This is a genomic window from Acinetobacter sp. Q85-2, from assembly GCF_013420555.1.
Taxonomy (GTDB): domain Bacteria; phylum Pseudomonadota; class Gammaproteobacteria; order Pseudomonadales; family Moraxellaceae; genus Acinetobacter; species Acinetobacter indicus.
Window position 1 is genome coordinate 1 of sequence record NZ_VOXW01000019.1, and the last position, 15,588, is coordinate 15,588.

15 protein-coding genes and 1 pseudogene are annotated in these 15,588 nt (G+C 46.7%); 4 read left to right on the forward strand and 12 right to left on the reverse strand.

Annotated features, from left to right (window positions below; genetic code table 11):
• Window positions 1–108: 108 nt before the first annotated feature.
• Both FTT68_RS10750 and FTT68_RS10755 read left to right on the forward strand, forming a co-directional pair.
• Window positions 109–471: pseudogene (locus tag FTT68_RS10750) on the forward strand (ABC transporter permease subunit); the annotation flags it as partial.
• The gene (locus FTT68_RS10755) at window positions 471–1,154 is read left to right on the forward strand and encodes an ATP-binding cassette domain-containing protein (RefSeq protein ID WP_180057652.1); all 684 of its coding nucleotides are present in this window, start codon (window positions 471–473) and stop codon (window positions 1,152–1,154) included. The pseudogene FTT68_RS10750 and the gene FTT68_RS10755, both read left to right, overlap by 1 nt.
• Here FTT68_RS10755 and FTT68_RS10760 read toward each other — a convergent pair.
• On the reverse strand, window positions 1,151–2,074 hold the full coding sequence (locus FTT68_RS10760) for a LysR family transcriptional regulator (protein WP_180057654.1): 924 nt from the start codon (window positions 2,072–2,074) through the stop codon (window positions 1,151–1,153). The two genes, FTT68_RS10755 and FTT68_RS10760, sit on opposite strands and share 4 nt — an antisense overlap.
• A 237-nt stretch (window positions 2,075–2,311) precedes the next feature.
• Between FTT68_RS10760 and FTT68_RS10765 the strand changes: the two genes are divergently transcribed.
• Window positions 2,312–3,367, forward strand: coding sequence for an aromatic ring-hydroxylating dioxygenase subunit alpha (locus tag FTT68_RS10765; RefSeq protein ID WP_180057656.1), 1,056 nt, complete (start codon window positions 2,312–2,314; stop codon window positions 3,365–3,367).
• 40 nt (window positions 3,368–3,407) lie between these two features.
• Here FTT68_RS10765 and FTT68_RS10770 read toward each other — a convergent pair whose 3' ends face one another.
• On the reverse strand, window positions 3,408–4,499 hold the full coding sequence (locus tag FTT68_RS10770; protein ID WP_180057659.1) for a putative zinc-binding metallopeptidase: 1,092 nt from the start codon (window positions 4,497–4,499) through the stop codon (window positions 3,408–3,410).
• A 338-nt stretch (window positions 4,500–4,837) separates the two neighbouring features.
• On the opposite strand from FTT68_RS10770, the gene FTT68_RS10775 reads away from it, so the two are divergent.
• Window positions 4,838–5,725 (forward strand): DMT family transporter, encoded by an 888-nt coding sequence (locus tag FTT68_RS10775; protein WP_180057662.1) that lies wholly within the window; start codon window positions 4,838–4,840, stop codon window positions 5,723–5,725.
• A gap of 120 nt (window positions 5,726–5,845) precedes the next feature.
• Here the strand turns inward: FTT68_RS10775 and pcaD are convergent, their stop codons facing one another.
• The 10 genes from pcaD to catA form a co-directional block, all read right to left on the reverse strand.
• Window positions 5,846–6,625 carry a 3-oxoadipate enol-lactonase gene (pcaD, locus tag FTT68_RS10780; RefSeq protein WP_005178103.1) on the reverse strand — a complete coding sequence of 260 codons (780 nt, stop codon included), beginning with the start codon at window positions 6,623–6,625 and terminating at the stop codon, window positions 5,846–5,848.
• Window positions 6,626–6,685: 60 nt separating this feature from the next.
• Complete coding sequence (pcaF, locus tag FTT68_RS10785) at window positions 6,686–7,891, reverse strand: 3-oxoadipyl-CoA thiolase (protein ID WP_163145792.1); 1,206 nt, start codon at window positions 7,889–7,891, stop codon at window positions 6,686–6,688.
• 134 nt (window positions 7,892–8,025) lie between these two features.
• On the reverse strand, window positions 8,026–8,679 hold the full coding sequence (locus FTT68_RS10790; protein WP_016658115.1) for a 3-oxoacid CoA-transferase subunit B: 654 nt from the start codon (window positions 8,677–8,679) through the stop codon (window positions 8,026–8,028).
• 19 nt (window positions 8,680–8,698) lie between these two features.
• Entirely contained in the window at window positions 8,699–9,385 is a 687-nt protein-coding gene (locus FTT68_RS10795; protein WP_016658116.1) for a 3-oxoacid CoA-transferase subunit A, read from the reverse strand.
• A gap of 24 nt (window positions 9,386–9,409) precedes the next feature.
• Window positions 9,410–10,636 (reverse strand): benzoate/H(+) symporter BenE, encoded by a 1,227-nt coding sequence (benE, locus tag FTT68_RS10800; protein ID WP_087662389.1) that lies wholly within the window; start codon window positions 10,634–10,636, stop codon window positions 9,410–9,412.
• Between the two features lie 53 nt (window positions 10,637–10,689).
• Window positions 10,690–11,475, reverse strand: coding sequence for a benzoate diol dehydrogenase BenD (benD, locus tag FTT68_RS10805; RefSeq protein ID WP_160241299.1), 786 nt, complete (start codon window positions 11,473–11,475; stop codon window positions 10,690–10,692).
• Between the two features lie 38 nt (window positions 11,476–11,513).
• Window positions 11,514–12,530: a benzoate 1,2-dioxygenase electron transfer component BenC gene (benC, locus tag FTT68_RS10810; RefSeq protein WP_019837573.1), complete on the reverse strand. Its 1,017-nt coding sequence runs from the start codon at window positions 12,528–12,530 to the stop codon at window positions 11,514–11,516.
• Window positions 12,531–12,625: 95 nt separating this feature from the next.
• The gene (gene benB, locus FTT68_RS10815) at window positions 12,626–13,117 is read right to left on the reverse strand and encodes a benzoate 1,2-dioxygenase small subunit (RefSeq protein WP_005178081.1); all 492 of its coding nucleotides are present in this window, start codon (window positions 13,115–13,117) and stop codon (window positions 12,626–12,628) included.
• A complete protein-coding gene (gene benA / locus FTT68_RS10820; protein WP_180057665.1) occupies window positions 13,114–14,499 on the reverse strand; it encodes a benzoate 1,2-dioxygenase large subunit in 1,386 nt (461 codons plus the stop codon). Before benA ends, benB begins: the two co-directional genes overlap by 4 nt.
• A 75-nt stretch (window positions 14,500–14,574) precedes the next feature.
• A complete protein-coding gene (gene catA / locus FTT68_RS10825; protein ID WP_180057668.1) occupies window positions 14,575–15,495 on the reverse strand; it encodes a catechol 1,2-dioxygenase in 921 nt (306 codons plus the stop codon).
• Window positions 15,496–15,588: the final 93 nt, after the last annotated feature.

Genomic DNA, 15,588 nt, shown 5'->3' on the forward strand with positions numbered 1-15,588 from the left:
TAGTGAAAAAATACATTGAAGAACAAAGAATACCAACGTCAGAAAAAAATGCTAAAAAGTCCATGTCATTAAAAAAGAGCTAACTCGCCCTTAAAAGAGCGAGAATGCGCTCTTAGTTTTGTTCAAATGTTAAATCCACAGCTGGAACAGGTGGCAGCCTCACTTGGGGCTGCGCCGCTGAAAGTCTTTTTCAGTATTAGCTTACCGCTGGTGCTGCCCGGGATTCTTATGGGCAGTATTCTGGGCTTTAGCCGCAGTCTGGGTGAATTTGGCGCCACCATTACCTTTGTTGGCAATATCCCGGATGAAACCCGCACCATTCCCATCGCTATTTATACGCTCATTCAACAGCCTGATGGCGAAGCTGCTGCCATGCGTCTGGTGCTGTTATCCACCGGCTTGGCTTTTGCCGCCTTACTGGCCAATTATTTTATTCTGCACAGATATCAACGTAAATTGGGGCAAAACTGATGCTGGATTGTCAGATCGATTATCAGAATGCGCAGTTCAAATTACAGCTGCAGCTGGCCTGTGCAGAGCAGATTGTTGGCATTCTGGGGCCCTCCGGCTCTGGTAAAACCAGCTTTTTGCATCTGCTGGCTGGACTGTTACGGCCGCAACAGGGCCGGATTGTGCTGAATCACCGTTTACTGCTCGATATCCAGCAGCAGGTATTTGTGCCTGTGCATCAACGTAAAATTGCCCTGATTTTTCAGAAAGCCCTGTTATTTCCGCATTTGAATGTTGAGCAGAATTTAAGATATGCAGAAGGTTTACAGCCGCTGGCACAGCGTAAATTTGAGTTTGAGCAGATTGTTGAGCTGTTAGAACTGTCCAGGCTGATTCGACGCAAAGCGCATCAATTATCCGGCGGGGAAGCACAGCGCGTTTCGATTGGCCGGGCTTTATTATCTGCACCGCAGTTATTGCTGCTGGATGAACCCTTAAGCGGACTGGATCAGCAGTTAAAACAGCAGATACTGCCATTTTTAAAACGCATTCAGCGCGAATTGCAGCTGGGCATGATCTATGTGACCCATCATCCGGAAGAATTGCTGGAACTTCAGGCCACGGTGTATCAAATGCAAAAAGTGCAGGGCATCAGCCGTTTACAACGGGACAATGTAGTACCTTTGATTCAGCCGGTTTTTTAAAGTTGGGCAATCTGCTGTTGCAGCTGCTCCATCTGCTCGGTTAACTGTTTCATCATGATTTGCGCAATCCGGGAAAGCTGTCGTTTCGGTGCCACACACAGGGCCAGCGTCAGTGGATATAAACCTTTGTCCTGAACCGGTTTAAAGATGGCTGTTTGATGTTCCAGGAGCGGCAGTGCATCTAAATAACTCATTAGCCCCAGCCCCAAATTCTGCTTTAACAATGACATTAACATGCGAATGTCATTACATTCGATGCGGCTACGCGGACTAAACTGATGGTGCTTATACAGCGCGCTGACATATTCATGAATAATCAGTGGTGCGGCTGGCATTAAATGGGCATAAGGCAAGGTATCGGAAAAATACAGCGGTGTTTGTTCTGCCAGAGGATGCTTAACTGGAATCACAAAACCCAGCGGAATTTCTACAAAAGCCACCACCTCTAAATGCGGATGTGCTTGCGGATTCAGCAGCAGACCAAAATCCAGCTCCGCGGCCTGAATCATCTGCGCGACTTTTTCACTGTCCAGCACATGCACGAGAAAATCAATCCAGGGATAATGCTGGCTCATGTGTTGCATCGACTGCAGCACAAAACTTTCGCTGAGCGCTGAAATTAAGCCAAATTCAATGCTGCCACGATGCAGGCCCTGAATTTCATCAAAACGGATGCGGGTCTGCTGAAATTCTTTGTGCCATTTTAATAGATCGGCATACAGCAACTCTCCGGCCAAAGTCAGCCGTAGCCCATGATTCAGACGTTCAAACAGCGCAATCCCAAGTTCCTGCTCGGCCAGTACAATTTGTCGATGCACGGCAGATACCGAAATAAACAGCTGTTCGGCTGCCTTACGCAAGCTGCCGGTTTGCGCCACCGCAATAAAATATTCTGAAAAACGCGAAAATGGGGTATTCACCATTTAAGACCTGGCCAGCGTGATATCGACAGGTTTTAAAAGAGCAAGATCTGCGCCAGTTCAGGTCAATTTTGACTAAAGTGTTCGAATTTTTAGAACAGATCATCAAAAACATTCTAATAGACAGAAAAAGCAGAAGCTCTTAATTTAAAACAGGAAATTAACAATAAACGACATGAGAAAACCGCGGATTTTCGTTTGTTCTTGACCCTGTATAGCTTAAAAGTGAGCCAGCCTATGAATGCGATTCCTGTAATCAACCTGTTTGCCCAACCCCATGACAGCCGCTTTGATGCCAGTGACTGGCATATTCTGGCGCAGCATTGGTATCCGGTGGCACGAATTCAGGATGTCAGCAGCCAGCCGCAACAGGTGACTTTACTGGATGTGAAAATGGCGCTGTACCGGACAGAAAGCGGTGACATCCAGCTGGTGCGGGATATTTGCCCGCATCGCGGTGTGCCTTTAAGCAAAGGCTGGGTGGAGGGTGATGAAATTGTCTGTCCTTACCATGGGTTGCACTATAACCGGGCCGGCAAATGCACCAAAATTCCGGCCCAGCCCGACCTGACCCAGATTTCGGAGCGTTTTAGCCTGACCACGTTTCCGGTGGTGCTGAAATATGGTCTGGTCTGGACCAGCCTGTTCGGGCGGGATGAACAGGCAGCCAATTTTCCGGTGCTGGATACTTGGGAAGATGCTGAGCATCAATCCATTTTACCACCCAGTGTGGATATTGCCGGTTCTAGCGGCCGTCAGTTAGAAGGTTTTATTGATGTTGCACATTTTGCCTGGGTGCATCATCAGGCCTTTGCCGATCGGAACAATCCGGTGGTACCGAAATATCATACCGAACGCACTGACTATGGTCTGAAAAGTATCTATATTTCCAATGTCAGCAATTATCCGCATGGCATGCAGCATTTAGCACCCGAAGGCTTTTTATGGACGCGTGAGTTTGAGGTTTATCCACCCTTTGCAGCGACCTTGACCATTTATTTTCCGAATGATGGCATCTTGAAAATCTTAAATGCCTGCTGTCCGGTATCGGCCAATCAAACCCGGCTATTTGTGCCTTTAACCCGGAATTTTGATACCACCGGTGACCTGCAAGCGGTTTACGATTTTAATGCGCAGATTTTTGCCGAAGATCGGGACATGGTGGAAAGCCAGAAACCGGAAGAGCTGCCGCTGGATTTAAGCATGGAAGCCCATTTTGAGGCAGATCGCGCATCGGCCTTATACCGCCGGATTCTAGCCGAATGGGGTCTAAGTAAACGCTATATCGTGTAGCAAATTTCATTGAGTTGAAAGCGAGGAATTGAAGGCGAGTTTAGGCAGGATGACTGGCCTGATTGGATTTAAAGGCTTTATCCAGCACATGCCGGTGAATAAAACGCAGCTTGTCTTTTACTGGCTCGGTCAGTTTAAACGGATAGGCATCATCCAGCCCGATACTGCGATTCAGCGCATTCAGATTAAAGGTCAGGGCAATCCAGTTTTCTAGAATATGTTCAATATCCTTGCCGCCAATCGGGCATTCGGTAAAGTACAGATTGGACAGGGTACGGCCGTTACCTTGCACCCGGATTCCGGCAAAATAGGCGGTTTCCAAGGTATCCATCATGTGCAGATAATGCGCCCAGGTTTCAGCCCAGTCTTCCCAGGGATGGGTGGTGGCATAGGTGCTGATATAGCTGTCCTGCCAGTCGGAGGGCGGGCCTTGTTCATAATGGCGTTTGAGCGCCATACCATAATCCTGACGCTCATCACCAAAATAGTAGCGGAATTCATCGACCAGTTCCGGATGGCGGTTTTGCATCACATCAAAATAATAATGGCCGCTTTCATGGCGAAAATGGCCGAGCAGGGTACGGTAGTTTTCTCCCATGGTTACGCGCGTGGTTTCCCGATAAACCACATCGGCTTCAATGGCATTGAGGGTAATCAGACCATTGGCGTGGCCGGTCAGCACCGGTTGGCCTTCCATGGGCATTAAAAATTCATAGCGCAGGCCATAGCGGTCATCTTCAGAACGTTTTGGCCGCGGCATAATATTCATGCGCTGCGCCAGATATAAAAACCGCCGTTTAGCCTGTTCCAGATAACGCCAGTACTGGATATTTTCCGGTTCATCTAAATTGGGGATGGTGTGGGTAAGCTGGCAGGATTCGCAATAGATATTTTCATCATCGACGGGAATCATCCAGTTGCAGACCTGATAGTGGCTATAATTAAAACAGGGCTTAAATTTCTGATTATGATAGCTTTCATTCAGGCTGAGCCATTCATTTTCGCTATCCTTACGAAAGGTGCCCATATCTTTTTCGGAGGCAACAAAGCCAATGGGCGCCTTGCAATATTCACAAAATGAGGCACCAAAAAAAATCTGCTGATGGCATACCGCACATTCAAAATACTTCATTCTTGATCCTCAGCCTGCAGGATACGTCCATTTATCTAAACATAGATTGAGTCAGGAGGGTATTTGAAACCCGCTATAAAATTGTAGCAGATTTACAAAGTTGCCTGATGCGATCAGTCGCTTAGCCTCATTTTGAGTCGAAAAACCAGGTGGATGCAAACCACAAGCATGTGCCTTACAGTCATCGCATTCCGGATTAAAGGGAACATAAAAGCTGCAAATAGACAGAATTGGAGATTTATTCAGCAAAGCCACGGTAAATGGATGAAAAATGGTCGAATATGCGCCATGAAAGGAGTAGATTAAACCTTATTCCCGATCATATTTTTCATACCCGCATGGCCAGTACCTGGATTCTTTTTACCCTGATGGCTGCATTTATGCAGGCCTGGCGCAATGCCTTTCAAAAACAGCTCAGCATGACGGTCGACGTTTATGGCGTCACGCTGGCACGCTTTATTTTTGCCTTGCCGTTTGCGGTCGGTTATTTGAGTTTTTTATATCTGCAGCAGCCTGCCGCAACGCCGGTTCGCTTTAGCGGGAAATTCTGGCTGTATATTGCTGTGGCGGCTTTTTGCCAGATTCTGGCCACCATTCTCATGGTGCAGCTGTTCAAGCAGAAAAACTATGCCATTGGTGTCGGACTGGCCAAAAGCGAGGCGATTCTGGCGGCTTTAATTGGCGTGGCACTACTGGGCGAATATTTAAGTCTGCTGGGCTGGGTTGGTGTCGTATTAGGCGGCGTGGCAGTCTTTTTACTCAGTAAAGGGCCGGCCAATACCAAGCTGTCTGTCAGCACGTTGGCGATTGGGGTGGGCAGTGGTCTCAGTTTTGCCATTACCTCACTGCTGGTGCGTGAAGCGAGTCTGGAACTGGAGAATTTACCCTTTTTACATCGTGCCGGCTGGGTATTATGTTTTGTGATCGGGCTGCAATGTATCAGCATGTTGTTGTATTTGGGGCTATTTAGCCGGCATACCTTACAGGCGATGTGGCAGCGACTGGGACTGACCTTTAAGGTGAGTATTTGCAGTTTTCTGGCCTCCCTTGGCTGGTTTAGTGCCATGAGTATGCAGACTGTGGCCTTGGTCAAAACTTTGGGACAGATTGAAATTCTATTTAGCTTGCTGATTTCTGCCTTTTTCTTTAAGGAAAAACTGGCCCGAACCGATCATCTGGGCTTGGTACTGGTGGTGATTGCCGCGATGCTGGTGATCTCGGCTTAAAGTTGAAGTAGATGGGCAGGGCATCTCAGTAGAATCATCAATCTTTTTAAAAATTGCCTAAAAACAAAAAAAGATAATCTGGAGATTATCTTTTTTTAAATGCTTTCAACCGAGCTGGGTTTAGCGTTGAATAAACGCCTGCACCGCCTGATTAAAGGCTTCTGGCTGTTCAATATTGGAAATATGTGAAGCATTAATTTCAAACAGTTCAGCATTGGCAATGCGTTGTTGCATAAATTCACCATCGGCTACAGTTGTTACCGGGTCTTGCTGACCAGCAACAATGAATACCGGTACCTGAATGTCTTTTAACTGTTCACGTACATCCGCTTTAGCCAAAGCTTCGCAGCAGCTTGCATAACCCTCAGGGCTGCCAGCTCCCAGGTCGTTTGAAAGAGTCGCTACAGTTGCTGCGTTACTTTGGATAAAGGGTTCGGTAAACCAACGACCGGCCGCCGTTGATGCAATAGGGGCCAAACCTTGTTCACGGACCAGTGCGGCACGCTCATTCCAAGCCTGTTCCTGACCAATTTTAGCGGCTGTATTACAGACCACAACATGGCTAAAACGTTCAGGCTTGTTAATTGCCAGCCACTGACCGGTCAAACCACCCATCGAAATCCCACAGAAGGCTGCTTTTTCAATATTTAAATGATCGAGCAGATTCACCACGTCTTGGCCGAGCTGGTCAAGCGTATATGGACCTTGTGGAGCAGAAGATGCGCCGTGACCACGGGTGTCATAGCAAATGACAAAAAAGTCCTGCTGGAAGTGGTCAATTTGCGGTTGCCACATTTTAAAGTTGGTACCTAGCGAGTTAGAAAATACCAGCGCAGGTTTTGTCGCATCACCAAAGGTTTGGTAATTAATTTCAGCATCTTGAGATGTAAATGTTGGCATTGAATCCCTCCCGACCTCCCTTTAAAAAAGGGAGGGGAAATTTAATTTGTTATCGTATCTTTAAACGCGTTCAATAATCAAAGCGATGCCTTGACCGACACCAATACACATTGAGCACAGGCCATATTTGCCGCCAGTGGCTTCCAGCTGGTTCAGGGCCGTGGTGACCAGACGCGCACCTGATGCACCGAGTGGATGACCCAGTGAAATGGCGCCACCATTCGGGTTCACTTTCGCGGCACCATCTTCCAGACCAAGGTCACGGGTACACGCCAGTGCTTGAGCAGCAAAAGCTTCGTTTAGCTCAATCACATCCATCTGCTCTAACGTCAGACCGGTTTGGGCCAACAGTTTTTTAATGGCTGGTGCTGGACCAAAGCCCATAATGCGTGGTTCTACACCGACTACTGTTGCACCAATAATTTTGGCACGTGGTTTTAAACCGTATTCCGCTACCGCTTCATCAGAGGCAATTAATAATGCTGCTGCACCATCGTTAATACCTGAGGCATTACCGGCAGTCACAGTACCATCGGCTTTGACCACAGGTTTTAGCTTGGCCAAACCTTCTAACGTGGTTGATGCACGTGGATGCTCATCGGTATCGACCACAACTGGTTCGCCTTTACGCTGTGGAATCACTACAGGTACGATTTCATTTTTAAAGAAACCTTTGGCTTGTGCGGCAGCGGTACGTTGCTGGCTTTCAAACGCAAACTTGTCCTGATCTTCACGGTTAATGTTGAACTGTTCTGCCACGTTTTCTGCAGTTTGTGGCATGGTTTCAACACCATACATTTCTTTCAGTTTCGGGTTAATGAAGCGCCAGCCCATGGTGGTGTCTTCAATTTTCTGGCTACGGCCATAGGCAGATTCAGATTTACCCATCACAAATGGTGCACGTGACATGCTTTCTACACCACCCGCCACAATCAGATGTGCTTCACCGGCTTTAATGGTACGCGCCGCCATGGCAACCGCATCCAGTGATGAACCACATAAACGGTTTAAAGTTGTTGCAGGCACCTGATGCGGTACGCCAGCTAATAGCGCAGACATACGACCCACGTTACGGTTGTCTTCGCCGGCCTGGTTGGCACAGCCGTAGATCACGTCATCTACTTTTTCCCAGTTAACACTTGGGTTACGCTCCATCAGCGCCTGAATGGGAATGGCACCCAGGTCATCTGTACGTACAGGAGCAAGTCCACCTGCGTAGCGACCGAATGGGGTGCGAATAGCATCAATGATATATGCGTTTTTCATTTTTTCTGTTTCCTAAATTCTTTTTTAATCCCCCTAAATCCCCCTTTAAAAAAGGGGGACTTTTCCTCCCTTGCTTGCGCTGAGTTTTTAAAGCCGTGCTTTAAAACTCGCTCAGGGAGGTTGGGAGGGATTACTTAACCCTGTGTCGCATCAATCAGCTTCGCACCGGTCAGGGATTGCAGCTCTTCAAATGACAGACCGTCAACTTTCTCAATCACTTTCATGCCTTCAGCAGTCACATCAATCACGCACAGGTCGGTATAAATACGATCTACACATTTCAGGCCAGTTGCTGGATAGCTCAGCTCCGCTACAATTTTCGGCTCGCCTTTTTTAGTCACGTGATCGGTAGTGATAAAGACTTTCTTGGCACCAACTGCAAGGTCCATTGCACCACCTACTGCAGGAATTGCATCTGGGGCACCAGTATGCCAGTTGGCCAGGTCACCATTTTCTGCAATCTGGAAGGCACCCAATACGGCGATGTCCAAGTGACCGCCACGCATCATCGCGAAAGAATCTCCATGATGGAAGAAACAGCCACCGGTTAGCATGGTTACATATTCTTTACCGGCATTGATCAGTTCCGGATCTTCTTCACCTGGCGCAGGTTTTGGACCAAAGGCCAATAAACCGTTTTCAGAATGCAGGAATACATCTTTATCTGCAGGCAGGTAGTTTGAAATTTTGGTTGGCAGGCCAATCCCGAGGTTGACATAGGCACCATCTGGAATGTCTTGGGCAACGCGTTCAGCAATCTGGTCACGTGTTAATTTGGTATAGCTCATCGTGTTCTCCTTCACGTATTTATGCTGATTGTTCAGGCTGTTTGGCAGCAACTGACACCACATGTTGTACAAAAATACCCGGAGTGATGATGTGCTCAGGATCAAGCTCACCCAGTTCAACCACTTCAGCGACCTGTGCAATGGTGACATCTGCCGCCATGGCCATAATCGGGCCAAAGTTACGTGCCGATTTACGGTACACCAGGTTGCCCCAACGGTCGCCTTTGTAGGCTTTAATTAAAGCAAAATCGGCTTTAATCGGGTTTTCCAGAACGAATTCTTTGCCTTCGTAATTTAAGGTCGGTTTACCTTCAGCCAGTAAAGTACCAAAGCCAGTTGGGGTGTAGATTGGGCCTAAACCCATACCTGCAGCCTGAATACGGCAAGCCAGGTTACCTTGCGGCACCAGTTCCAGCTCGATTTTGCCAGCACGATACAGTTCATCAAAAATATAAGAGTCAGACTGACGAGGGAACGAGCAGATGATTTTACGTACAGCGCCTGCTTTGAGTAATTTGGCCAAACCGTAGTCGCCATTACCGGCATTGTTATTGACGATGACCAAATCCTTGATGCCCAGTTCAATCAGGCCATCAATCAGTTCAGCAGGCTGACCTGCTGTACCGAAACCACCAATCATGATGGTTGAACCATCTTTAATTTGAGAGAGCACATCTTTTAAAGATGCTGAGCTTTTATCAATCATAGTTGTTTCCTAGTCAAACAAACTTCATTGACCCGTGCTTTTGCTTGGGCTTGAAGGTGAGGTCAGTCCTGATAAACCGGTTCTGCTTAAAATGACATGAGCCAGAATACCCAGACAAATTCCCCAAAAAACTGAGCTGAGACCTAAAAACTGCATACCCGATGCAGTTGCCAGGAAGGTAATAAGTGCTGCGTCACGCTGGTTTTCCTGATGCATAGCGGCATTTAAATTGATGCCAATGGCTCCTAGAAGTGCCAGACCGGCCAATGCTGCCACCAATTCTTTCGGGAGCAGGCTAAACAGCATCACAATGCTGCCGGCAAATAAACCGCCTAAAATGTAGAACAGGCCGTTGGCAATCCCGGCGATATAGCGCTTTTCTTTCAGTTCATGCGCGTCTTTGCCCATGCACAGCGCGGCGGTAATTGAGGCCAGGACAATAGTGATCCCGCCAACACACGCCACCGCCAGCGAAGCGATACTGGTGGTGGTAATAATGGGTTTAGCCGGCGTGTCGTAGCCACTGAGCTTTAAAATGGCCATCCCCGGTAGAAACTGACCAGACAGGCTGACTAAAATCAGCGGTAAGGCCAGGTTAAGGGTCGAGTTCCAGGTCCATTCCGGCGCAATAAACTGCGGCACTGCCAGGCTAAAACTCATTTCGACCGGATTCATGGTGCCGAGCAACAGGCTCAGGCCAATTCCGGTCAATAGTACATACAGCATGGCATAGCGCGGACTAAAACGTTTGGCCAGTAAGAACACCAGCAACATGCCAAATACAATAAACGGCATGTTGTTACTGGCGGTAAACAGACCAAAGCCAAACTGGCACAAAATGCCGGCCATCATGCCTGCTGCAACTGCTTGCGGAATTAAGGCCAGCAATTTGTCGAAATAACCGGTAATCCCAATAATGAAAATCACCACGGCTGAGGTGATGTAGGCTGCAACGGCTTCGTTCAGGGAAATATCAGGAAAGAGGGTGACCAGCAAGGCCGTTCCGGGTGCCGACCAGGCGGTGACCACCGGAACTTTGAATTTAATTGAAAGGAAGATACCGGCAACGGCTGCGCCAATAGAAATGCCCCAAATCCATGAAATCATCATGGCATTGGACACTTGAGCCTGTTGGGCTGCCTGGAAGAAGATGATTAAAGGACCTGCATAGGAAATCAGTACAGCTAAAAATCCTGCAACTGTGGCTGATAAGGACCAGTCTTTTCTTAAGGTATCTAACAGGTGACTCATTGTTTGCCTCCGTGCAAGTCTGGCAATGATCCTGTACAAAAAAGATGATCAGGTTAACCCTGATCACCACCACCTACAGGTACAACCGTACCTGTCATGTACGATGATTCATCAGAAGCAAGGAATAAAATCGCATTCACTTGTTCCTGAATGGTGCCGTAGCGCCCCAAGAAAGTACGATCAATTGTTTGATCTACCACTTCTTGCATCCACGCTTGTTCTGATTCAGAAAGCGGGTTGGCATTACGTGGTACTTTGCGTGGTGGTGCTTCAGTGCCGCCTGTGGCAATTGCATTGACGCGAATACCGTCTTTGGCGTGTTCAAAGGCAAGGGAAGCGGTTAAGCCATTCACACCACCTTTTGAAGCCGAATACGGCACACGGTTAATACCACGTGTTGCAATAGAAGATACGTTTACAATCGTACCTTTTTGATTCTTAATCATTTCTGGCAACACGGCACGGCAGCACCATAGGGTTGGGAACAATGAACGATTCACTTCCTTGATAATTTCTTCTTCAGAAAATTCTTGGAAAGGTTTCATCCAGATTGCACCACCGACGTTGTTGATGAGTACATCTACACGGCCATAGGTATCGAGTGCTTTTGCAACGACAGATTCTGCACCTGCAAAAGTTTCAAGATTGGCTTTTACAGTAACAGCATCGCCACCAAGCTCTTCAATTTCAGCCAACACTTCTTCTACATAAGGAGAAAGGTCAGCCATGACTACTTGTGCGCCTTCGCTAGCCACTTGTAAAGCCACACCGCGACCAATGCCTTGAGCGGCACCAGTCACGATTACAACTTTGTTTTCAAATCTTTTTGAGCGATTCATTGTATTCTCCGACTATGTTTCTAGACTGTCTAACAAACTTAGTTGGCAGAGAATTTTTCAAATAGGAAGCTTGCAGGTTTAACACCTTCTGCATCTAACCAGCCACGTACCGCTTCTACCATTGGCACTGGACCACATAGGTAGATGTCTACATCACCACCGTTGAGCCATTCGTTTTCGATATGGCCAGTCACGTAACCTTTACGCTCGTGTGCAGATTCTGGATTTGCCACAACAGTGCGGTACTCGAACCAAGAGAATTTTTCTTGTAGTTCGTTTAATTTTTCAATTGCAACCAAGTCAAAGTCATTGGTCACACCAAAGACTAAACGTACAGGGTGCTCAGAACCTTTTTCTTCAAGCACTTGCAGCATAGACATAAATGGTGCAATACCCGTACCACCCGCTAACATCACCACAGGGCGTGCTACATTACGTAAGTAGAAGCTACCAAATGGACCCGTAAAGGTCATTTTGTCGCCAGCTTTAGCGTTTTGGCTTAAGAATTCGCTCATTTTGCCGTTTGGTACGTTACGTACCACAAAGCCAGTTAAGCGGTTGCCAGGCTTAGAGCTGAAAGAATACGAACGAGTTTCTGTTGTGCCTGGAATACCCACATTCACATATTGACCTGCAAGGAAGTGAATATCTGGTTGACCTTCATCTAACTGAATATCAAAGGTAATAGTCGAGTCAGATAAGTTTTCAACACGTGCCAATGTACCTTCAAATGCATGAATTTCAGTTTTACATACATCAGAAGTGGCTTGAATTTGGAATACTGCGTCTGAAGTTGGTTTACATTGGCATGCAAGAATATAGCCTTGTTCAGCTTCTTCTGGTGTCAATGCATCTTCAATATAAGTTTCTTCAGGCATGTCATACGAACCTGATTCACAAAACGCACGGCACGTTCCACATGCACCATCACGGCAGTCCAAAGGAATATTGATCTTTTGACGGTAAGCTGCGTCTGACAGTGTTTCCCCATCTGTAACAGAAATAAAACGTGTAACGCCATCTTCAAATTGAAGTGCAACATTGTGGTTTGACATGGCTGAATATCCTATAGAAATCTTTAAAACTTGACCTTTCAGCCAAAATTCCATCTAGCTGAAAGGTTTTTACCTAGCTGTAAATCAATACAGTCTTAGAGGTGATAAATGTCGATTACTTGGTTGATGTAGTCGTTCTTCAGAACCACATACTTGTTCACGATTTTTGGTTCTTCGCCAGAGAAATCGATCACATAACGTGACATGCCGAAGTAGCTGTAGTTGGTTTTGTAACGGAAACTTAAAGTGTTCCAGTTAAAACGCACTGTGACTAAATCACCGTTTTGCTCAACCACTTCAATATTGCTGATGTTGTGGCTGGTACGGGTATCCGGCATGGTGGCAGAAGAGCGTTCAGTTTTAATACGGAACACACGGTCTTCCAAACCTTGACGATCCGGGTAGTAGATCAGTGAAATTTCAGACTGTGGATCTTCAGTCAGTTTGTCATCGTCATCCCAGGCTGGCATCCAGAATTCTGCATTTGGCGCATAGCACTGTAACCAGTCGTCCCATTGCTCATCGTCTAAAAAACGTGCTTCACGGTAGAGGAATTGAGCAATATTTTCTAAAGTAATCGCGCTCATGCGTTTTCTCCTTCAGTTGCAGCAAGCTCTTTCTCGTCAGCAATCGCTTTTTTCATAAGTTTGAGCCAGAATTCGTGTTGAGCAAGGTATAAACCTTCATCTTCAGTTTTAATGCCTGAAAGTTTTGGTTTTAAACCAATTTCGTTAGCCGCATCATCCGGACCTTGGATCCAGTGTTTGGCACCACGGCTCATGTCGTTCCATTCCAGGGCAATACCGGCATAACCCGCTTGACATGCACGGAACTCTTCCAAGTCATCTGGAGTTGCCATACCTGAAGCGTTGAAGAAGTCTTCATACTGACGGATACGACGTGCACGTGCATCAGCGTCTTCACCGACAGGAGCGATACAGTAAATGGTCACTTCAGTTTTGGTTGGAGACAGTGGACGAAGTACACGAATCTGTGAACCGAACTGGTCCATGAAGTAGACGTTTGGATAGATACACAGGTTACGGGAACGCTCGATCATCCATTTCGCCATTGGCGCACCGAATTTCTCGGTATATTCATCTTTTTTGGCAAAGTTTGGACGGTCTTCCGGGTTGGCCCATTGTGTCCAAAGTAGCATGTGACCATTTTCAAAGCCGTAAGAACCACCGCCTTGTTTGCCCCATGAACCTGCACTCATAGCACGAATATTGTCGCCAGCTTCTTTTTCTTTACGTTGTTGAGTGGTTGCAGCATAGTTCCAGTGTACTGCAGACACGTGGTAACCATCGGCACCGTTTTCAGCAGTCAGCTTCCAGTTACCTTCATAGGTATAGGTTGATGAGCCGCGTAATACTTCCAGACCCTGGTCAGACTGACCCACGATCATGTCAATAATTTTGGTGGCTTCGCCAAGATATTCTTCTAGTGGTGGAACATCCGGGTTTAAGCTACCGAACAAGAAACCTTTGTAGTTTTCAAAACGGGCAACTTTTTTCAGGTCGTGTGAACCGTCTTGGTTGAAGCAGTCTGAATAACCCGCATCGGCAGGGTCTTTCACTTTTAACAACTTACCAGAGTTGTTGAAAGTCCAGCCGTGGAAAGGGCAGGTATAAGTCGCTTTGTTACCGCGTTTGTAACGGCAAAGCTGTGCACCACGGTGTGAACAGGCATTGATCATGGCATTCAGTTCACCGTTACGGTTACGTGCAATGATGATCGGCTGGCGGCCCATGTGAGTGGTGTAATAATCGTTGTTATTTGGAATTTGGCTTTCATGTGCCAAGTACACCCAGTTTCCCTCGAAAATATATTTCATTTCAAGGTCAAAAATGGCCTGGTCTGTAAATACTGAACGATGTAGCTTAAATTCACCTGTTTCATAGTTTTCAACAAGTAATTCGTCAATACGATCTAAATGGCTGGTGTTAATTACTGGAATACGAGGCATGTCCGTTCTCCGACTTTCCAAATTTGGGTAAGTCACCGAAATGTCTGGGAGTAGACATTTCGGTTCCCTGTATGATTAAGCGCTTGCGCGGCGGCGTTCAACTTCAGTAGAAGGAGCACCTTCTTTATCTTTCTGAAGAACTACATCAAAACGGATGTATTTGAACGGACCTTTCAAGCCACGACGCGCGATTTCAGCTTCATCAGTCACATCTTCAGCAACGGCTACCAGACCTTCACGTGTACCGAATGCGAAGTCGTCCCATAAGTATTTGTCACCCTCAATGTTGAATTGAGTTGTCAATTTACGGTGACCCGGTGCAGAGATGAAGTAGTGCACGTGAGCTGGACGTTGACCGTGACGAGAGATTTGGTTCAATACACCTTGAAGTGGACCTTCAGGGTTTAAGCCATAACCTACAGGCATAGTTGTTTGAGCAACATATTGACCTTTTTCGTCAGCTAAGATTGAGCGACGTAGGTTGAAGTGGCTTTGTGACTTATCAAAGAATGAATAGTTACCGTGGCTGTTTGCATGCCATACTTCAACTTTAGCACCAGGAATGATGTTGCCGTCAGTGTCAGTTACTGTACCTTCAATGATTAAAGTCGGGATTTTGCCTTCTTCAGAACCATCGTCCATACGAGCAAAACCAGTAGATTCAGGCGCACCTGCAACATACAATGGACCTTCAATTGTACGTGGCGTACCACCAGTCAAGCCTGCTTTCGCGTCAGCTTCGTCAGCACGTAAGTCTAGGAAGTGTTCAAGACCTACAGCAGAACCCATCAATGCAAACTCATCAGCTTTTGCAATATCAATGATAGTTTCAATACCTTTCCAAACTTCTGATTGGCTTAAATCTAAGTCTTCAATCGCTTGGAATAAATCTGTAACTAAACGAACAAGTACCTGTTGTACACGTGCATTTACTGGACCTTCTGAAGTGTCCACGTTACAAGCTTTAACTACATTTTCAATGGTTTGACGATCCATACAATTACTCCTTGAATGTATGTATATAGTTGTCGTGGCTGCCTGAATGCTTGTTTGGCTGGCTGATCTGGCTGGCCACAATCCTTGTTTATT